General features: G+C 34.0%; 19 protein-coding genes. 2 read left to right on the top strand and 17 right to left on the bottom strand.

What is annotated here, in order from left to right:
* Nucleotides 1-67 precede the first annotated feature (67 nt).
* The 3 genes from RWU19_RS11880 to RWU19_RS11870 are packed head-to-tail and all read right to left on the bottom strand — an operon-like array spanning nucleotide 68 to nucleotide 1,091.
* The gene (locus RWU19_RS11880; RefSeq protein WP_098040886.1) at nucleotides 68-370 is read right to left on the bottom strand and encodes a hypothetical protein; all 303 of its coding nucleotides are present in this window, start codon (nucleotides 368-370) and stop codon (nucleotides 68-70) included.
* 17 nt (nucleotides 371-387) lie between these two features.
* Nucleotides 388-630, bottom strand: coding sequence for a DUF5415 family protein (locus RWU19_RS11875; RefSeq protein ID WP_002305229.1), 243 nt, complete (start codon nucleotides 628-630; stop codon nucleotides 388-390).
* Nucleotides 627-1,091 carry a hypothetical protein gene (locus tag RWU19_RS11870; protein WP_316002533.1) on the bottom strand — a complete coding sequence of 155 codons (465 nt, stop codon included), beginning with the start codon at nucleotides 1,089-1,091 and terminating at the stop codon, nucleotides 627-629. Before RWU19_RS11870 ends, RWU19_RS11875 begins: the two co-directional genes overlap by 4 nt.
* 187 nt (nucleotides 1,092-1,278) lie before the next feature.
* Here RWU19_RS11870 and RWU19_RS11865 point away from each other — a divergent pair, with 187 nt between their 5' ends.
* Nucleotides 1,279-1,470, top strand: a complete 192-nt coding sequence (locus RWU19_RS11865) for a hypothetical protein (RefSeq protein ID WP_002300033.1) — start codon at nucleotides 1,279-1,281, stop codon at nucleotides 1,468-1,470.
* A gap of 143 nt (nucleotides 1,471-1,613) precedes the next feature.
* On the top strand, nucleotides 1,614-3,671 hold the full coding sequence (locus tag RWU19_RS11860; RefSeq protein WP_316002532.1) for a CAP domain-containing protein: 2,058 nt from the start codon (nucleotides 1,614-1,616) through the stop codon (nucleotides 3,669-3,671).
* A gap of 35 nt (nucleotides 3,672-3,706) precedes the next feature.
* On the opposite strand, the gene RWU19_RS11855 is transcribed toward RWU19_RS11860, so the two are convergent.
* The 14 genes from RWU19_RS11855 to RWU19_RS11790 form a co-directional block, all read right to left on the bottom strand.
* Nucleotides 3,707-5,797: an isopeptide-forming domain-containing fimbrial protein gene (locus RWU19_RS11855; protein ID WP_316002531.1), complete on the bottom strand. Its 2,091-nt coding sequence runs from the start codon at nucleotides 5,795-5,797 to the stop codon at nucleotides 3,707-3,709.
* On the bottom strand, nucleotides 5,794-6,054 hold the full coding sequence (locus RWU19_RS11850; RefSeq protein ID WP_063627739.1) for a hypothetical protein: 261 nt from the start codon (nucleotides 6,052-6,054) through the stop codon (nucleotides 5,794-5,796). Before RWU19_RS11850 ends, RWU19_RS11855 begins: the two co-directional genes overlap by 4 nt.
* Nucleotides 6,055-6,066: 12 nt before the next feature.
* Nucleotides 6,067-6,828, bottom strand: coding sequence for a pilin N-terminal domain-containing protein (locus tag RWU19_RS11845; protein ID WP_316002530.1), 762 nt, complete (start codon nucleotides 6,826-6,828; stop codon nucleotides 6,067-6,069).
* Between the two features lie 15 nt (nucleotides 6,829-6,843).
* The gene (locus RWU19_RS11840; RefSeq protein WP_316002529.1) at nucleotides 6,844-7,596 is read right to left on the bottom strand and encodes a class C sortase; all 753 of its coding nucleotides are present in this window, start codon (nucleotides 7,594-7,596) and stop codon (nucleotides 6,844-6,846) included.
* Between the two features lie 14 nt (nucleotides 7,597-7,610).
* Nucleotides 7,611-9,587 carry a pilin N-terminal domain-containing protein gene (locus RWU19_RS11835; protein WP_316002528.1) on the bottom strand — a complete coding sequence of 659 codons (1,977 nt, stop codon included), beginning with the start codon at nucleotides 9,585-9,587 and terminating at the stop codon, nucleotides 7,611-7,613.
* 52 nt (nucleotides 9,588-9,639) lie between these two features.
* Complete coding sequence (locus RWU19_RS11830; RefSeq protein WP_316002527.1) at nucleotides 9,640-10,311, bottom strand: class A sortase; 672 nt, start codon at nucleotides 10,309-10,311, stop codon at nucleotides 9,640-9,642.
* A gap of 81 nt (nucleotides 10,312-10,392) precedes the next feature.
* Nucleotides 10,393-11,559, bottom strand: coding sequence for an EpaQ family protein (locus tag RWU19_RS11825; protein ID WP_316002526.1), 1,167 nt, complete (start codon nucleotides 11,557-11,559; stop codon nucleotides 10,393-10,395).
* A 5-nt stretch (nucleotides 11,560-11,564) separates the two neighbouring features.
* On the bottom strand, nucleotides 11,565-12,254 hold the full coding sequence (locus RWU19_RS11820; RefSeq protein WP_316002525.1) for a sortase domain-bontaining protein: 690 nt from the start codon (nucleotides 12,252-12,254) through the stop codon (nucleotides 11,565-11,567).
* Nucleotides 12,255-12,380: 126 nt separating this feature from the next.
* The gene (locus RWU19_RS11815; protein ID WP_002358968.1) at nucleotides 12,381-12,620 is read right to left on the bottom strand and encodes a hypothetical protein; all 240 of its coding nucleotides are present in this window, start codon (nucleotides 12,618-12,620) and stop codon (nucleotides 12,381-12,383) included.
* A gap of 85 nt (nucleotides 12,621-12,705) precedes the next feature.
* Complete coding sequence (locus RWU19_RS11810) at nucleotides 12,706-12,891, bottom strand: hypothetical protein (protein ID WP_316002507.1); 186 nt, start codon at nucleotides 12,889-12,891, stop codon at nucleotides 12,706-12,708.
* 55 nt (nucleotides 12,892-12,946) lie between these two features.
* A complete protein-coding gene (locus RWU19_RS11805) occupies nucleotides 12,947-13,270 on the bottom strand; it encodes a hypothetical protein (RefSeq protein WP_316002508.1) in 324 nt (107 codons plus the stop codon).
* Nucleotides 13,267-13,959 (bottom strand): DUF1642 domain-containing protein, encoded by a 693-nt coding sequence (locus tag RWU19_RS11800; protein ID WP_316002509.1) that lies wholly within the window; start codon nucleotides 13,957-13,959, stop codon nucleotides 13,267-13,269. The genes RWU19_RS11805 and RWU19_RS11800 overlap by 4 nt, the downstream gene beginning before the upstream one ends.
* A gap of 590 nt (nucleotides 13,960-14,549) precedes the next feature.
* A complete protein-coding gene (gene traE, locus RWU19_RS11795) occupies nucleotides 14,550-14,882 on the bottom strand; it encodes a type IV conjugative transfer system protein TraE (protein WP_316002510.1) in 333 nt (110 codons plus the stop codon).
* An 838-nt stretch (nucleotides 14,883-15,720) separates the two neighbouring features.
* On the bottom strand, nucleotides 15,721-16,764 hold the full coding sequence (locus tag RWU19_RS11790) for a replication initiator protein A (protein ID WP_316002511.1): 1,044 nt from the start codon (nucleotides 16,762-16,764) through the stop codon (nucleotides 15,721-15,723).
* Nucleotides 16,765-19,101: the final 2,337 nt, after the last annotated feature.

The raw sequence follows: 19,101 nt of genomic DNA, 5'->3' as shown, positions 1-19,101 counted from the left end.
GAGTATTCTCCTTTCATAAAAAAGGAGTAAAAAGTACATAGCTACTTTTTACTCCTTCATTTTGTTTTTATAATCCCTGTGGGGTTTGTCCAAACATTCCAAATAACGAAACCACAATAGAGGCAGCAGCTAAAATAATTCCTACCCCCATCAATACATAACCGACGTGCATCTTCCCGTTTTCAGCACCTCTTCGTCCAAATAAGAAGAAAAGCCCCCCAATAACAATGGAAGCAACGGCCGCAACACCAGCAAAAATCATCAGATTATTTTTTAAGCTAGTAGCTGCACCTTGTAATGCTCTAAAAATATCAACCGCAGCTACTACTTTCGGTTGAGTTAAAAAATTCATTGTGATTGATTCAAACATAAGATTATTCGCTCCTTTTAATGTTTAATAATTTCATCGAAAACAAGTTTTTCGCGTTCACGTTGGTAGATATATCCTTCTAAGTCCTTATCTTTTCCCCGTAATAGGTCAAATTGTGCTTTTTCAAGAACTTCTTGTTTCCACTGTGTTTCAGAAACACCGCGACGTTCTAAGATTTTAGATGCGGCTTTTTCAAATGGCGTTTTCGCTTTAGCCACTGTGATTCCTCCTTCAGGACAAATAAAAAGACTAGCAATCACTCACTAGTCTTTTGTAATTTGTATTTATTTGATTGTGATCCATCATGAATTAATTTCTCTTTTGTTCGTTTTTCATCATTACTAGATCCAAGAAAAACAATTTTCTTTACGCCATCCTTCTCATAAGGAACAACAATAAATAAAGAATCAGGTTTATTTATAAATTGTCTTATGTCTGCAGAATCTATTATTTTGTATCTTTCTAAACCTTTATAGTCTTTTTGTCTCTTAACTGTTATTTGTACAGGGTCTGGATGCCATACACTCTCAGAGTATTCCCAAGTAGTATCATCTATAATTTTTAAATTATGAACAAGACTACCTACTTCTTTCTTCCAGACAGTTCCTGGTTTTAATACACCATTACCTTGGCTAGCTTGCTTATTTTTTTCACTGCCACATCCGCCTAAAATAACAATTATGGCAAACAAAGAAGTAAATATCGTTATTAACTTTTTCATTTTATTCCTTCTTTCGTTGTTTTATTTTAGTATATCAAATAACGAAAGTAGCAACAAACCTCATTTTGATACACGGGGAACGGATACTCATAATTTCCCACCTTTCTATAGAAACTTTTTCTCTTGATATTGTGATTTATTACAAAAAAGAGCTATAATAAAGAAAAAATCAAGAGGGAGCATTGCAATGTACGCTGATAAAGAGAAAATCGAATGGTTACTATTTGAAACTGGCAAGACAGCATATGAAATTAGCAAACATTCTTCAGTCGCAGAATCAACGATTGCGGATTTAATAAAGAAAAAAAGTGCGATTGAAAAAATGCGATTTGATAATGCTGCCAAACTAACCAAATACGCCGAATCCATTTCTTCATAGCATATAAACAGCCATCCTTACACTTTTCATAGGACGGCTTTTTTATTTCAAAATTTCCACGGTATACCGTTGACTACCTCGGTACACCGTGGTATATTATGAATGTAAACAAAATATTTAATCATTTAATAGGAGTTGAAAACATGAAATTATTAAACCCAAAAACTGTTATAGCTATTGGAACATTTGCTGCCACACTTGCTCTTGCTGGATCTGCTGACGCTGCTTCAACTAACGTCATGTATCGCCTTTATAATCCAAATAACCATGAACATTTTTACACCTCTAGTACAAAAGAACGTGATCATCTAGTGAAGATTAAGTGGGGTAATTATGAAGGCCCCGCTTGGGAAGCACCGACTAGCGGTGGTCATCTTGTCTATCGCTTATACAATAAAGGTCTTCGTGATCACCATTACACAGCTAGTTGGGATGAAGTGAAATGGTTGACCAAAAATTACGGTTGGACTTACGAAGGGCCTGCATGGCGTTCTGCCGAAAAAAATAATAAACCGATCTACCGCCTTTTCCTTCCAGGTGTCACCTCTGGTTCGCATCACTACACTGCAAGTTGGAAAGAAGTACAATGGTTAACCAAAGACTATGGCTGGAAATACGAAGGTATCGGTTGGTATGGCGCTGACACCTCTAAACCCAAAGTGAATAAATCGGCTCTAGAAGCTCTTTATACGAGCGTTAAGGGAACGAAAAAAGGTGACTATACCGACAATACCTGGAACGCATTCCAAACCGCTTTAAACAATGCTAAAAAAGTGTTAAATGACTCAAAAGCGACTCAAAAACAAGTGGATAGTGCCAAAAACACATTAGATTCTGCTTACAAGGGATTAAAGAAAAAACCAGCTCCTACTGTGAACAAAACGGAATTACAAGCCTTGTACAACCAAGTAAAATCAACTGCTAAAGGAGATTTTACAGAAGGATCTTGGAATAATTTTCAGACTGCTTTATCCAATGCTAAAAAAGTACTAGACGATTCTAAAGCTTCTCAAACCCAAGTAAATAATGCTAAAAATAGTCTTGATTCTGCATTTAAAGGGTTACAACACAAACCTAAACCTTCAGAATATGCGGTAACTGTCCGTCATATGAATCGACAAACTGGAACGCTGCTAAAAGAAGAACATGTCTCAGTAAAAGCTGGTACAAGTTACACTGCAAAAGCTAGAACCGACTTGACTAACTTTGAAGCACCACAGTATCAAGTAAATGGGAATGAAACACAAACACAAACGATTAACACAAATACCACATTTACTTTTTACTATGATGAAGTCTTTCTAGTTGAAGTGAAAGCTCGTCCAAATAAAGTCTCGGATACTGATCCAAATATCCAAGAACTCTATAATTACAGTAAGAGTTATCCCGTCGTTTATGGACAAAGCATCACAATTGAAGCACCTACGTTCACTAATTTTGTTCTTGACCCTAGAGAAAGCTCTAGCAACACTGTGACTTTAAACAACGTTACAAGTAATCAAGGAATCAATTTTGCCTATACTCATCAATACAACGTCACTGTGAACCATATAAACGTTGACACAAACGCTGTTTTATCTACTGAAACACAAACGGTTTACGAGGGAGATCGTTTCTCTACTTCTTGGAAAAATATGACCGATCAAAACTACTTCTTGTGTAGAAATGACGATTCATCTGTTACCGTTGATAAAAATGGACAACGTGTAATCAATAATGTTGACCAAAATCGAACGATCACTTTCAAATACAAAAATATCTCACTAAGTGATTTAAACAACTATGTGCGTCAAAAAGAACTTGCTTGGTTAAATAGCTACCGTCAACAAAATGGCGTTGCCCCAATGCAATTCAATGATATCGTTCAACAAGCTGCAGATATTCGTGCAAAAGAATTACAAGTAAGCTTCAGTCATTATCGACCTGGTGGCGGTACTTTCCAAGATCTCTTAGAAAGTTTAGGCTGCTATGGTGCTAAAGGAGAAAATATCAATAGTTTCTACCTTTACATTGACGAGATCCTTTCAGATACAGGAGCAGTAAATGCTATGGTTATGTGGAAAGATAGCGCTGCTCATAACGCAAACTTGCTTTACAACAATCAAAGCATCGTTGGTTTATCCCATGCTTATGAAGTTTCTGCAGACGGATCACTTTCTTCAGATAATGTATTTATTAGCGCCAACCCAATTTTCAAATAGAAAAACAAGGCTGATTTTCAGCCTTGTTTTTTTGCTTAATTAAACTTAAGAACCACATAACTTAAAGTAGCTAACACAAGTAATAGTAAGCTGACCACTAAAGTTGTTACTAAATGTGTAGAACCTGTTTTAGGAACAATGACCTGTGGCAAGTTAGGATCAACCCCAATTGTCACTACATTCGTTTTATTTGAAACATTATCTACTGCTGCTACAGCTTGATTATCAATATTTTTTTCTGATTGTAATGGAGTTTTAGCTGTAAATATCAGCTGAATTTCTCGTCCATCTAAAAGATTGTTACTTAAGAAATCAGCGGAAGCTTCCCACTTCAATGTTCTCGAATTGCTATCATAGGTTAGTGTGCCTTCAGAAGTAATATCTTTTCCTGTACTCTTATCTATTACTTGCGCAGAGCCTTCTTTATACGTCAAACGAGCTTCAATCGGATCTTGAATACTAAATTGCTTGTAGTGATCTGACGCAGCGTCTACGCCTTTTGTATGCCATTTTTGTGTGACTAGATATTGTACTTCAGACCCTGCATTTAAAGGAGCTGTAGGTGTACCCTTCTTACCGTCATTTCGTCCGTTTACATCTTTTCCATCTTGTTGCACTTCTTTCACTGGAATTTTAGGGAAATAAACGGTAATGATATTTGTATCCTTTTCTACTTTATTAATGATCGAAGTTCCCTGATTTTTGGCTACACTATTTTGATTGGCCAATTCATTAACTTTTACATTGATCACTAATTCGTAAGTTTCGCCGTTATACTTCATTCGATTTTTTAATGTATCAGCTTTCGCTGCATATTTTACCTGGTGTTTTGTTTTGTCATAAGTCACTTCACCAGATACATCGAATTTTTTATTTGATCCACATTCTACGTGTGCATCGACGTAGTCTACTTCTTTTGGTAAATTATCAATTAACTCAAATCGATCGTAAACCGCAAGTAAATCCACTCCTAAACGATTCACTTTTTGTTTGATTCGATATTGAATTGTATCTCCTACTTGCAACATTTTATCGTTCACGTTATTTCCGTTTTTATCAACCCCTGTTTTTTCAGGTTGATCAGGAACAACACTAAAGATTGTTGCAGAAGATAAAGTAAACCAGGTTTGAACATTAGAAGAACCAATCACAAACGTCGGATTTGCTTCAGATATTTTAAAGGACACAGTACCTTGACCAAACTTCGGATCTCCTAATTTATCATGCAAATTATTGAAATCATTATCCGCTTGTGTCAGCTTAGAGCTTCCTCCTGGGTGGCCACCTACCACGTTCAGATTGTTGTAGAAAGATTTAAATTCTGAAAGAACTGTATCTTTTCTGACATACCAATCTGTCGTATTCATTTTGTCATAGTGGGCATATTCTCCTTTAAGATCCGTGCTTTTTCCTCCTGCAGGGTTCAAAGAGTTAAAACTGATAAATGTATCTCCTGAAAATTGAACGGGGCTACCGTCCTCATATGTGGCTACTAGCTGCACATTCATTTGTGTTGCATGGTAAACAATTCCTGAGAAAAGGTTGTCTGAGATCCAAAGTACTGTTCTTTTTTTAGATTTACTCATTGCACCATTTGCATTTTTATAGCCATCGTCTCGAAAATGAGTCTTTGTATAGTTGTTATCTAGAATATTCCATGGCAACGTATCTGAATATAAGTGGATATTAGATAGAACTAACTTGATATTCACTTTTTTCCCGTTATACGTACCGATTTTTCCGTAGTCAATATTGACTTTGGTGTTGGTTGTTACGCCTTCTAAAACAAGGTTTGTTTCACCGTATTCTTTTTGGAAAGAAGGGTAACGTATATTTTTGTTTCCCTCCACTAATCCTACGTAGTCGTCCGTAAAACCACCTTTGTTGGCATCAACATGATATTTGTAAACTTTGGACGCTCCGCTTACAGTAATATTTGTTTTTGCATTAGGTACATCTTTTGGAATAATAAAATTATTCTTTACATTCTGAATTGGATTTGACGGATCGACAATAACTTTTTCAGCAAAGACATTGGCTGTTTTTAACCCAAACAATGTACCTAACATCATCATTATGGGAAAAACATATTTTACCCGTCTTGTCCACGAGTGTTTAAAATTCATTCCTTCATCCCCTCTTTTTTATAAATGACTAGTGAAATTCCGACAACAACGATCAAATTGATCGTTGTAAATAATGGATTCCTAACGAGCTTTTCCATAATATCTAGCGGCATAGAAGCAGCTGGTATGTTTAAAATTCTCATTAGGTATGGTTGGTAACTTGGTAAAATAGATAATTGAGAAAATAATAAACCGCAGTACAAAAAGACTGCGGTTAAACAAGAAAGATTGAATAATAATAATTTGATCCATTTCATCTTATTTCTTCCTTAATCCCTAGAAAACAAGTGAGTAACAAAATCCCAACAATGTTCAAAGAAATTTTTCTTTACGCCAGTAGAAACGATTTTTTTCACTTCTTCTTTAGGTTGCGAAGCTTCTGATTTAGGATAGATCCACACATCCTTTAAGAATTCACCGTTTTTATCAGAAACAGGTGTTAATAGAAAAATATCCTCGCTATTAGAAATGTTTTCAGGACTTGATTCATTGACAATATAATAAGCTTGTTTCTGATTTGCCTGTACTTCTACCGAGAATTCAAAGACACCTGTTTGTTGATCAATTGTCTTTGTTTCTCCATTAGAAACTAGCTTCAATTGATCACTAGATAGTTTTTTCACTCGATCTTTTAATTGGGATTCAATTTGATCAGTTGAGAGATCCTTAACATCCATCTTTTGTAAAATGTCCGATACATCATAAACAGAAAACTTCGCGCCATTTACTCCTTCTTGTTTTTCAAGCTTTTGCCCCTGGTTGTCTAATTGTTCGGAAGAAATAATCTTTTGAACGTGAATGGTCTGTTTAACTATTTGATCGTCTTCAGCAATTTTCGGTTCTTCGGAAGAATCAACTGTTGACGAATCGACGGTTTCATCGCTGCTTTGAATCGTGCTGCTATCTGACGTTTGGATTGTTTGTTCTGTGCTATCCGTGCTTTCTTGACTGTCTGCAAACGTTAACTGTGTGTAGGCAGAGAAAGAAAAAAGAGCGGCTGCACAAACAAATAGCCATTTTCTATTTCTCATGTTGGTTACCCTCCTTTATTTTTTCTTTTTATAAACAAATAGCGAACCAATAATCATGACTGAAAGAAAAACAGTACTTCCTAAAAGCCATTTCCAAGATAATTTTTGTTTTTTATTTTCTTCATCTTTTAATTCTGATTTTGTAAAGGATACTCGTTTCCCATACACTAGGAAACGGTGTGTGTTGATTCCCTTAGGCGTACATGTCATTAGCGTTACTCGATCTTCATTGGGATTTGGTTCTAAGTAAGTGACAAAGTTTCTTTGTAGTTCATCTTTTTGCACTTCCTCAATCCGATCGATTTGATAAGCGTGCTGCTCACCATCAACTTTGATATAAAACTTTTCTCCTTTTTTTACTGAAGGTAAATCATCAAAAAGATTATCTTTATAAAGTCCACTATGACCTGCGATTAAAGGATTTTTACCGTTTCCTCCTGTAATGTCACCAGTTCCTTCCGTAATACCTACACCATTTTCTAAAATTTTGTCGGACGTTCCGTCATAAATTGGTAGTTTTAAAGAAATACTTGGAATTGTAAGAATACCAACGGGATCACCTAACTCAATCTTAGCAACATCCAAAGAAGAATCCGTGCTTGCTGCCGTTCCTGTTCGATCGATTGCGGCAATCTGCTGATTTTGCTGGTATTTCGCCACGCTCGCTTCAGCAGGCATCAAAAGTAAGACACCTGCAGCTGAAAGTAACCAGAAAGCAATGATCCATTTACCCATGATTCGCTTTTTCTTAGGCTTCCTGATAATCATTGGTTTTGATCCTTCTAGGCTTTCTTTTTAAAGTAAACAACTGCAGAAAGTGCCCCTGCTCCTAGCAACAAGCAAGAGACCAATACATACGTTTGAAAACCGTTGCTACCAGTCATTGGTACGGAAGCTTTTTGATTGTTTTTGATCGTGATTCGGTTTTCTTCTTTGTATGAATCTTTGTCTACTTTGAAAGAGATCTCTTTCGTTAATTTTTGATAGTTTTCAGGCGCTTTTGTTTCTTCCAGTGAATATTCACCCTCAGTTAAACCAGTGATTTCAAAGTGACCTTCTTTATCTGATTTTAGGATTGCTGCATTTGCTACATCGTCTACCCATACTGCTTCTTTGACACCGTCTTTATCCGTATCAACTAATCCACCATAATATTTTCCTTCTGCGTTTTTAGCAGCAAATTCTGCACCTTCAAGCGGTGTTGCTTTGATTCCTGTTCCAAACAGTCCGCTATCAACTTTTAAGAATTTTGCGCCATAAGTCACAACGTCAGCTTTCGTTTTTTCGTGGTGTTCTTCCTGATTAAATGGATTGTTGTTATAAACGAAATCCACGCTATTTGTTAATGGATTGGCAACAGCTGCGCTGTCATTTACATACATGTTATAAGTCATTTGAAGATCTTGTCCGTGTAAACTTGCGACAGTATCACTTACTTGGCCATTATTCACGATAAAATCGATCACAAAGCCATTTTCTGAATTTTGGATCTTATAATCTGTATTTTCTTTTAATACCACTGATCCATCTTTATTTGTTACTTTGATATTTGCTTTAGCAGCGACATAAGAAAGTCCTTGTCCTGCTGTATCCCCCCATTTAAATACACTGTAAGGAGAAGTTTCGCTTTTCACGCCGTTTACTGTGATACCGTCTGCTCCGCCTGCAATGTCTGTTGGGATATGAATCGTTCCTTGATAATTTACTGCGTCACCAATTTGGAAAGAATGTTCTTGTCCTGTTCCATTTGTTACTGTTTTATCGATCACTGGTGCTTTATAGTTTACGTATGAAGCTTTTAAGTCACTTGTCACGCCATCATTCGTAATTTCAAAGGTTAATTTATTGTGCGCATCGTTGCGAGCGTCTGCGCCTAATAAATATTGATCTGCTGTTGGTTCTTGATCTGATCCCACTACGACTTCTGAAGGAACTTCCACATAATAGTATTTTCCTAACGTCAAATCAGTCGCAGTCAGCTTTCCTTGATCATCCGCTACAAGATCTCCTAATTTTGTACCTTTTCCAGGTTCGCCCTTGTATAACTCAAATTTTGCCCCTTTTAAAGGTGTTTGTTTGCTTTGAGCTGTGCCATCGTCACCAAATTTCGTTAATTCAAAACTCAACTTAGAAACAATATTCTTTGGATACAAATGAATGTCTTTTAAAAAACCTGAACCTGTATTATCAGTCATTGGGGCAATCACAACCATTGGTTTTGCTTTTTGTGTGACTAATCCAGCTGCGGATTTACTTTCATACACCACATATACATTTCCTTTGGAATTGACATAGGCTGGTTGATCCGCAAAAGTGATCTCACCATTTTCATCTACAGCTGAAGTAATTTTGTTGGTTGCATTCTTGACGTACTCACTGTTAGATCCCTTGTCTTCTACATCTTTCACGATTTCGTCCACTTTCGCGTTGGTTAGATCAGAATCTTCCCTCGGTAATACTTGATCCGTAATATTTCCTAACGTAAACTCAACATCACCATAATCTGCCTTGTTGTATTTCGTTACACCTGTAGGATACTGATCGTGCGTATAACCATCGTTTTTAATCCCGTCAATATCAACATTCAATTGCGTACTTTGATCGTACATTAATTTATGAACCGTGATATTGACCTTCTCTGGTGGCGTTTTTTGCGTGACATCTTCTGCATATGCTCGATATCCCTGAAAGCAGCCTGCAATGATTCCTAACATTCCAACAAGCATTCCAGCTTTTTTTACATACCGATTTATTGCCATTTTTTACTCTCCTCATTTCATATTTCAACGACTCGCGTTGATTAAAACCTTGTTATTGTAGCTCTCCCTGTACCACGTATCTTTCTTTTCCTTGTGACGTATAAACACAAGTAAATAACGTTAATAAGGGTTTTTCTCCTTTCTTCGGTAAAGACAAGAAAGAGTTCTCTTCAGGAACGCCATCGATTAATTTAAAGTACTCAGGTACGATAAATTTACGCGTTACCTTGTAACGATAGACGCCATCGTTACTAACTAAGTCCATCACCTCCCCTAATGACAACTTTTGAATATCAGAAAATAAAACACCTGGCATTTCCATGTTATGACCTGCTAGGACATAGTTTCCTTTACCCATTTCAGCATCTTCATAAAAATAAGTAGCCGCTCCAAGACTCAAAGTGTATTGATTTGCCCCTTTAAAAATCGGCAATGCTAAACCAAGTGCAGGAATCTGAATTTGTGCAAATACTTGTTTATTGACGCCCATTTCGATTGCTTCTTTTTGTATGGACAACATTTGCCCCAAAGACATATCATTATTGGCGTTCGTTGCATCCTCCTTATAACTCTTTGCGTGTGCATTGATTTGATCTACGGGCATCTTTTTTTCTATATTTTGCTTAAACACCTCTCCTTCATGTTTTTGGTAGCTAACATAGCCAAACACACTGCAAAAGACGATTAAAGCGACTCCTAAAAAACCAAATAACCATTTTTTCATCCATCTGCCTCCTTTCAGACAAAACAAAAAACACTTTTTCACAACGAAAAAGTGTTTTCTCTTATTACTATTCTATTTCATTTATCTGGTGGTTTTATATTGGTGTGTAGCCATTGCTAACATTAAGAATACAATTGGCACCCAACTGATTGTAGTTAATGTTTCTTCCATGAATGATTGACACATGATCGCTAAAAAAGCCCACAAGAATGTTAGTTGTCCGTTTGTCAGCTCACATTTTCTTACGAGCAACCATAAGAAACTAAGCAAAAGAATAATCGATAGAACAAAACCAATCAATCCATAGTGATTGACGAGTGCGTGATACGTATTATGATTACCTAGAATCTGATTTCCTCTATGGAAAAAGAAAGGTTTCATCCCTACAAATATTTGTCCTGTTTTTTCGCCTAATGTTTCATAGAATTTGCGCCAAATTTCTTCTCGTCCTGTAAATAAGTGAACTTTGTCTGACATTGCAGCAAAATAAGAAATCGGTAAAGCTAGAACCGAAACTGCTGCATACATCCAAAAGGACAAGTGTGTGTTTCGAAAGATCTTCTTAGGTAAAATTTCTAGGATAACGAAGATAACAAGCACGTATAATGCTGCTTTCGATTGGCAAACCCAAATCGTTACCCCAGCAAGAATCAACGCTGGTAATGATAGCAATCGCATGTACCATTTTCCAAATGAACTAGCAAATCCTGTGATAAGAAGGGCTAATGTCATTAAAGAACTACCTATCGTATTTGTATTGATCCAAATATCTGATAATTTGTTCGATGGATTCCAAATACTTTGTCCTTCTGGTACTGGTATCTCGGTAAATACTCGATAAACCGTTACGAGTAAAAAGACATAGAATACTACAAGATACAAGCTACGATCAAATACAGTAAATTCCGTCCATTTTACAATCAAAATAATGGCAATAATTGTCGGAACGATCAGATCACCATAGAAAGTATCTCCTCGGTAGCTTCTAAAAAAAGAAAAGAAAAGGTAAAAAAGAATGCCTGCTGCAATGAAGAATAGATCGTTTCTCTTTACCTTGTACAGATTCAAAAGAAACAAACAGCCTACGAAAAACGTCACTAACTGTGCAGCATTATCATAAATAAATAATACCGTAGGAGGATTTAACCCCACCGTCCATATTAAATATAGAATGGATACCAACAGTAACAGAAAAATGGCACTCATTTTATTGATCAATTTTTCTACAAGTTCTTGAATGTGACTCACTTCCCTTATTTATTAATTTTTTCTACATTGACTAATTCGCACTGGATCACATCGCACTTTTTCATATTATTTGCTTGAAAGTCTAACAGTGTGAGTAGTGGTTTTTTACCTGCTTTTGGCAAGGATAAAAAGGAATTGTTTTCCTTAGATTGAACTACCTGGCTGTAATCAGAAATTTTTCCTCTTTTGGAGACTTCGTACTGATACTTGTAATGAGCATCGATTAGATCAATTTCTTCTCCTTCGGATAAATCAATCATATCGGATAATAAAACGCTTGGTGTATCTACGTTATAACCAGCAAGAATATAATTTCCATTTCCCATTTCAGCATCTGGATAATAAGTAGAAGCTACTCCTAAACTAAGCGTGTCGCTATTCGCTCCTTGAAAAACAGGGAGAATAAATCCTGTAGAAGAAAAAACAAGTTTTCCAGCAACTTCACCTTTGAGATCCTTTTCTAATGCCTGTTTTTGATTAGTAATCAGTTGTCTCTTAGAAATATCCGTTAAACTGGTCAAATTATCTTGATAGGTTTTAGCCTGTTCCTGAATATGGATTGTTTTTGTTACATCATCTACTTTTTCAGCGATTTTGTCCTTTTGATAACCTTGATAAGCAAAATAACTAAAAAGGAGAAAAACAATGATTACGCCTACATAAGGATTAAATAAAGTTTTATTGTTTTTATTCATCTATCTACCTTCTATATTTGAATTAATTTACCTACATCTAACCAAGATAAACCACGTTAAATTTTACTATTCTTTTTATTCAATAACAATGCCGCATCATAATTGATCATTTTCATATCATAATCGTCAAGAAACTTCTAATAATAGTTGGCAATTAGAACTTGTTTTCACATAAGTTCGTCTCAACTGTTCAAAATTTTTCATTGAACCCAACAAACAGGCTTTTTCCTTTCCTGTTATCTGCATGTCATTGATATATTGCATGACAGATAATCTTTTAAGGTGTTTTTGTTTCATCGTTTTTAGCAACTTTTCTTCCATTTCTTTCGACACTTTTTTTCTGTTTTCGATTTCTTCATAATTCATGAGTTTTCCTACCTTCCTTATTTTTTGCAAAAATAAAAAAGCCTATGTTTACATACGCCTTTGATTCACTCTAATTATTATATTTTTATTTGACTACTGGTCGAACAGGTTTTAACTCTTTAATTCCGTTTTGTATCCGCCAGTAATCGAATTCTTTTCTCAACGTTGATTTTTTCATATTTGTTCCTTCCGCTAGAGATCGAAAAACATCTCTTGGAGTATAACCTCGAGCTAATAATTGAATGTACTTTCCTTTAGTTAAACTGTCCATACTTATTGGTTCTAAAACTTATCTTGCCATTTTTTACCTCCATTATCCAAAATTTTCAATTTACCATATTAGCCAAATTAAATATTATATCAATAATTAAAAATACAAAACACACGATTAAATTCAATAGCAATAAATAAAAAAGTATTTCATCTTCTTCCATAGAAAGCTTTTCACATGATTTTCCGACAACATATCGTAATGTTGCTGTCAATATAAGACATAGCATTTGGAACATGAACCACTTAAATGCTAATAAATTTTCATTGACTAACCAAAGAAAAATTGTTCCTATGAAAGCGGCCACAGCAAAGAAAAAAGTAGCGATAGTTAGAGTGATAAAAGCATTCCATAAAAATATTTTAAATACTTTTTTCACATGGTATCCTCCATAATTTTTATTTTACCATCGATTGTAAAATATTTTTTCATTGTTTCAACCAAACTTTCGTATAACGGTTTAAACGATTCGGTAGCTATTAACTCGATATTTTCCAAATTAGTGAAATGTTCTTCGAGTTCTTCTTTCAATATTTCATCATTTATTTTCTCCTGCACTTGATCACTTATATACAATTGATCTTGCCTATGTTTGAAAGTTTTACCAGATTCCCAATCTCCTGTTTTTCTAGCGTAATCATACTGATCTACCGTTAAATATTCTTCATCATTACTTCCCAATGGCTTTTTCTTGCTATCATATCCATCTAGCCAAGCACGCATGAACTTTTCTGGATTCTTTATTAACCAGTCAACTGCTTTATCATGTTTATCATGCTGAGTATCTTCATTTTGACAGTAATACCAATCGTGAAATGTTAATATTAAAGCTAATAGATCAACATCTGACGAATTACGATAATAATCTAGTAACTCTGCTACATTTTCAGGTACATCAACTGACTTTTTCGGTTCGTCCAGTTCTATTGCATTCAATACCGATAAAATTGCTTCTTTTTCTGAAATCTCTCGTTTGAATTGTTTCGGAGCTAAATTCATGACACTCAAGTCATTTTCAATCTTTTCAATCCATGCAGTTCTGCTCATTTTCACAAATTTTTGAATCATCCCTCTACCACCTTTGCTATCTACTAAATTAGTTTTACTTCATAACGAATATTTTTATCGTTTTTCGTTCACTCAAAAATATATAAAATAAATAGACTCGTTTATGGCGTCCGAAACGAGAAACCCTAGTAGAAAACGGTAAATGCTCGATTGATCCAAAGATCAACGTCTTCGCAAGTATCTACATGTACTGCAGCACACGACACAATTTCTTGTGCGTCCTCCCCATTACGAGAAGACCTACTCCTTATTTCATGAGTTTGCGTCAAAGCCTAGATCCCTTAGTAGCTGCTCATGATTAATCTAGGCGCTATTCTAACTTGTCTAACTTCTAAATTCCCTCTTGTTTACTCTGTGCATATTATTTACACAAATTCATTTCACCCCTATCCAAACAAGGGCATTTACTCGATTGACCAATTTTTTACGTTACCAATCGTAAAAACCTACCCCGTCACTCCCCGAAGGGAATTGTTGATAGATCAAGTCTACTCCTTATTTTTCTAGTGATTCTAAGTTCTTTTAGAAGTCTCGACAATATTTTCAAGCAAGCGAAAAACGATAAAATACAAGTTATGAGAATGATTAATTCAGCTGATTAAACGCCCCATCCCTTTTGCGGTACAACGCAAGACTCCATTTTTTCTTCGACCAATCAGTACACCGTTTTGGTCATAAACATGTTTGATTGTTGGATATAGCTCTTTTAAAGGGATAGGATCTTTTAAAATTCTTTGCTTTTGTTTACCAACGTAATAAATCATTTCCTCTGAGACTTTGTCTTTCTGGATTATATATTTCTTACACTGCACAACGGTTTTACTTTGGCCAGTTGATAGTTTCTTCGTGATTTTTTCTGTAGCGGTACACCGTTTACCGTAGTGACAAATATTTTCAAGACTCAAAATTCCCGTATATGACATAAAATGATCCTCCCACTTTCTTTAAATATTTTTAACAAGTTTTTCTTGTTATTTTTCAAAAATAGAGAATTGATTTTCGTTCTTGATAAACAAAAAAGAGGGAACGCATACAAACATGCGTTCCCTCTAATTTCAGCGTTTACCATACGGCAAAGGGCCACACAGACTTTTTTCTAACACTATGCCTTGACATAGATCCATCGTAATACCACGTATTTTTAACTTTTGCAAGACTAAAAAAGTGGTATCACTTTTGAATATCTGTTATACTAAATCCGTTGCGGGTAATACCGTAACACTGAAAGGTTAACGCATTAAGGGCCAAATCTTAATGCCTCCTGTGGATGTCGACGAAGGTTGGTAGCCTTCCGAGTCTCACAGGGCCTTTCTTTTTTTTGTATTTTCAATTATCCTAAATTAACGTCCAAAAGTGCAGAACGAAAATCAATTCATCACAAGCATAGCAGACAATTAAATTTAAAACAACTAAATTTATACAAAAAAATGTAAGCGAATAATATTCGTATTGCCTGAAAAGAAGTAATATCAAGTTTTTTAGCTTGTTTAAATAATGAAATTATCTCTCTTCGTGTATTATTATAACTCAAAAAAAGGAGTGTGCAAACATCTGTTCCCTTTTTTGCTGTTTGAAATTAATTATTACTTTTAACAGTTATGACGTAAAAAGCTACGTTTGCGATTTTTATCATAATATTTTAACTTACAAGTTCTATTAAAATAGCTATTACTTTGTAACATTCGTAATATAATTAGAATAATAAAAAATTTTTAATTTTAATGCTACCCATGAAGCAACAATCATCCTACCGGTAAAATTTCACTCTAACCAGTCTTTCGTAATAGTGTTTGGGTAGCTTTCAGAATTCAAACGTTTTTCACTTGATACTTTAGCAGCTATTGGTTTTTCAATAAACCAATTTTTTACATAGACAAAAATCAGGTTCTGGATATTTTCGACTTTTTCGGTTTTTAATTTTTGATAGGCTTTTAACAGTGTCGTGTATAATTCTTGTTCTGCATTGACATAATAACTATCGAGTTCTTCAAAAACTATTGAAATATCACTTTCTATTTCAGCTTTTTTCTTTGCATTATGAATAGTCTGGACGGTTTTTTGAGCTTCACTGTAACTTGAAGAAAATGTTTTTATCAAATTTAATACTCGTTCAGGGACAAACGTAGCTATGCTGTCGCTTGTCATGATTGTCTCAAAATTGTCTAGCAACAATTGATCTTGTACGCGTTCTTTTTCAGTGTCTATATTGTGTCTATTAGTGTCTAATATATTATTATTATTAAGTTCTGGTATGATTTTCATACCCTCTGATTTATCAACGTTTTGGCACGGTATGATTTTCATACCCTCTTGAGCCCCAAGGGATTCAGCGTCTGATTTTTCGTTAGGGGTGGGTATGATTTTCATACCCTCTGATTTATCAACGTTTTCCCTATTTTCTCTATCAAATTTTTCGAGTAAGTAGATATCATTTTCTGAGACTTTTAATTCTGCTAGATATAGTCTATTAGGATTATTTTTCCCTAACTGTTTGTTGAATCCCATCTGTTTTTGTAATAATAAACCAAATGATTCTAACTCTTTTTTGATTGCTATCGCTTTTTGTTTTTGGCAGTTTAATACGCTGCATAGTTCATTTGTCGTATAAGTAAAATAAACATTACCATCTTCATCGATTTGCTGTTTACTGATCGCGATCTCTAATCTTGCTTTTAAAAGCATATAGGCAATCTTAGTTGAATCTTTCATTTTTTTGTATTCGTCAGAAACAATAAAGACTTTTGGAAATTGATAAAATAATTCGTTGTAAACTCTATCCGCCTTAAAGTAATTAAAATCAGTCATTGTAGATCCTCTACTTTCACATTGTATTATTTATGTAAAATTACCTACTCTTTTCGAAAATAGCAAAGATAAATAAAAAATGCAAACGCATTAAAAATGTTTTTTTATTAAGTACTACCTAAAATCAGAAATAAAATTAATTGTGTACTACCTTTAAAGTTATTAAGAACTACTTTAAATATATATTATTTTTAATTAAATACTACCAGAAAATTAAAAGAATAAAATATCGAGTCAAATTAAAGATAATTATGTACTACCAATATAAAAATAAAAATTAAATTAAGAACTACCTAACATTTAGAAAACATACTACCTATAAATACAATAAATACTACTCTAATTAGGTAGTATTTATTGTACATTCTTATAAGGTAAAGCTTTAGGATATAAAACAATAGATTATATACTACTGAAAATTATAATAAGTACTACCAACAGCACACATGTATAATGATTATGTACTACCAATAAAAATAGGTAATTTAATTACATACTACCTTTTTTATTGCGTAAAAATTTAATTTGTAGTAGTTACATACTACCTACTAAAATATGTACTACCATTAATGTTTTAATTACATACTACCTTATTCTTTATTAAGTACTACCAAACTAGTAAGAAGATAAAAAAAAAATACTACCAAAGTACAATTAAATACTACTTAAATTGTAAAAATTAAGAACTACCTTATTTAGGTAGTTCTTAATAAAGAAAATATAAGATAAATTTACAATGTGTAAAAAATTAGACTTAAGTTTTCAAATATATGCACTTGTTTATTAAGTACTACTTTATTTAGGTAGTATATAATTTATACATAAAAATCACATGCGTGTATTTTATCTAGCAAAAGAGTTGCATATGATTTATATAAAGGTGTGCAGCATAATTTAGTAGGAATTAAGAGAATAAAATAAATATTTTTTTGTTTTGCTAATATACAAATACTACCATTTTAAGGTAGTGTCTAAATATGCATCGTTCATTTTTTCAAATAATTGTATTATATAAGCATAAAAATTGATATAACTATTTTGTAGATTATTTAAGTACTACTTAAATAAGGTAGTAGGTAACTAAGAAGTAATACATATCTTCTTTTATATATAGAAGGAGAGAGGCCTAGTTAAAAGCAGCGACGGAGAGTCGTAAACTAGTTGAGCAATCGTTAGTAGTAATTCCAAGGCTTCATCTTCGAACAACATGAAACAACGACAATTAATAACAATGGATTTAATGATTCACAAAATTCATTTGATGGACAATCAATTGATATTAGCAATGTGGTTCTACCTTTTTAAGTATACGCATAGATTGCAATCGACAGATTATGTGCTATAATAAGAGTATCAAAACAGGTTCATATTACGACCGAAAGCCACTAGCGTGCAGGCTAGTGGTTTTCTTTTACGTTCTTTATTAGATTAACGGGTAGGCTTACTGTCTTTTTTGGCAATTTTACAATCAAGCCATTTGCAGACGTAGTGTGCAGCTACTTCTGCCAGGATTGCAAAAATAAAATCTATAAACAAGCTCATTAATTACGACCTCCTCCCCTTGCCAGAATGGGCCGGGGTAGCAGACAGCAAAACTATTATAGCATAATTGAAATATCTAAATGACACAGGTTTATACAGATATAATAATTTATGTAGTCTATTTTTGATCAAAATCGACATAATTTTTAATAAATACCACCTTTTTTAGGTAGTATTTATTTTTTATGTTTTTAAAGAGAAAGTTCATTATATATGGGAAACTTCTTACATATTATGTTGAGACATGTAAATATTCAACCCTGTTAGATTATTTACAAAATTTTATTTTGTGTTTATTCTTGTTTTAAAAGGAATGGGATAAAATATAAGTATAATAACTATTGGATGCTAAATATAATTACTGGAGGAGAGGTAGTGAACATACTTAATGAAAAAAGATATGTATGGTTTGCTGGTAAAAAATATATGACTACTTTCAAAAGACTATCCGAGTTAATGCAACAGACTGTTAAAAGTGCTATGCCTGAAGGATACAAGTTTAATTTTGTTCAGTCTTCAGTATCTACTGAAAGTATCTACTTTTCAATTCTTTCTGAGAGTAGGCTTTTTCATTTTAGAATAAATTCTCATGCAAAGAAAACTGATGCTGATATATATACGTTCCTTACAAATAATTATAAAAATTTCAATGATTTGAGCAGAAGTATCAGTGAATATCTCAAGGGGAATAACTATCTCAAGATTCGATTTTCACATATATTAATTTTACTACCATATTTGAATGAGAATTTCACCCTAATTCAAGTAGATAAGTCTTTCATTGCCTCAGGTAAT

The sequence above is a fragment of the Enterococcus sp. 2STP genome (genome assembly GCF_032465635.1).
GTDB classification, from domain to species: domain Bacteria; phylum Bacillota; class Bacilli; order Lactobacillales; family Enterococcaceae; genus Enterococcus_B; species Enterococcus_B lactis.
The sequence above is the reverse complement of the archived record's forward strand: the minus strand, read 5'-3'. Positions and strand labels throughout refer to the sequence as shown.

What these genes read in the sequence shown, in the direction of transcription:
- RWU19_RS11880 (WP_098040886.1), bottom strand. Translation starts at nt 370, where the DNA reads ATGTTTGAATCAATCACAATGAATTTTTTAACTCAACCGAAAGTAGTA.
- RWU19_RS11870 (WP_316002533.1), bottom strand. Translation starts at nt 1,091, where the DNA reads ATGAAAAAGTTAATAACGATATTTACTTCTTTGTTTGCCATAATTGTT.
- RWU19_RS11865 (WP_002300033.1), top strand. Translation starts at nt 1,279, where the DNA reads ATGTACGCTGATAAAGAGAAAATCGAATGGTTACTATTTGAAACTGGC.
- RWU19_RS11860 (WP_316002532.1), top strand. Translation starts at nt 1,614, where the DNA reads ATGAAATTATTAAACCCAAAAACTGTTATAGCTATTGGAACATTTGCT.
- RWU19_RS11855 (WP_316002531.1), bottom strand. Translation starts at nt 5,797, where the DNA reads ATGAATTTTAAACACTCGTGGACAAGACGGGTAAAATATGTTTTTCCC.
- RWU19_RS11850 (WP_063627739.1), bottom strand. Translation starts at nt 6,054, where the DNA reads ATGAAATGGATCAAATTATTATTATTCAATCTTTCTTGTTTAACCGCA.
- RWU19_RS11845 (WP_316002530.1), bottom strand. Translation starts at nt 6,828, where the DNA reads ATGAGAAATAGAAAATGGCTATTTGTTTGTGCAGCCGCTCTTTTTTCT.
- RWU19_RS11840 (WP_316002529.1), bottom strand. Translation starts at nt 7,596, where the DNA reads ATGATTATCAGGAAGCCTAAGAAAAAGCGAATCATGGGTAAATGGATC.
- RWU19_RS11835 (WP_316002528.1), bottom strand. Translation starts at nt 9,587, where the DNA reads ATGGCAATAAATCGGTATGTAAAAAAAGCTGGAATGCTTGTTGGAATG.
- RWU19_RS11830 (WP_316002527.1), bottom strand. Translation starts at nt 10,311, where the DNA reads ATGAAAAAATGGTTATTTGGTTTTTTAGGAGTCGCTTTAATCGTCTTT.
- RWU19_RS11820 (WP_316002525.1), bottom strand. Translation starts at nt 12,254, where the DNA reads ATGAATAAAAACAATAAAACTTTATTTAATCCTTATGTAGGCGTAATC.
- RWU19_RS11815 (WP_002358968.1), bottom strand. Translation starts at nt 12,620, where the DNA reads ATGAATTATGAAGAAATCGAAAACAGAAAAAAAGTGTCGAAAGAAATG.
- RWU19_RS11810 (WP_316002507.1), bottom strand. Translation starts at nt 12,891, where the DNA reads ATGGACAGTTTAACTAAAGGAAAGTACATTCAATTATTAGCTCGAGGT.
- RWU19_RS11800 (WP_316002509.1), bottom strand. Translation starts at nt 13,959, where the DNA reads ATGATTCAAAAATTTGTGAAAATGAGCAGAACTGCATGGATTGAAAAG.
- traE (WP_316002510.1), bottom strand. Translation starts at nt 14,882, where the DNA reads ATGTCATATACGGGAATTTTGAGTCTTGAAAATATTTGTCACTACGGT.
- RWU19_RS11790 (WP_316002511.1), bottom strand. Translation starts at nt 16,764, where the DNA reads ATGACTGATTTTAATTACTTTAAGGCGGATAGAGTTTACAACGAATTA.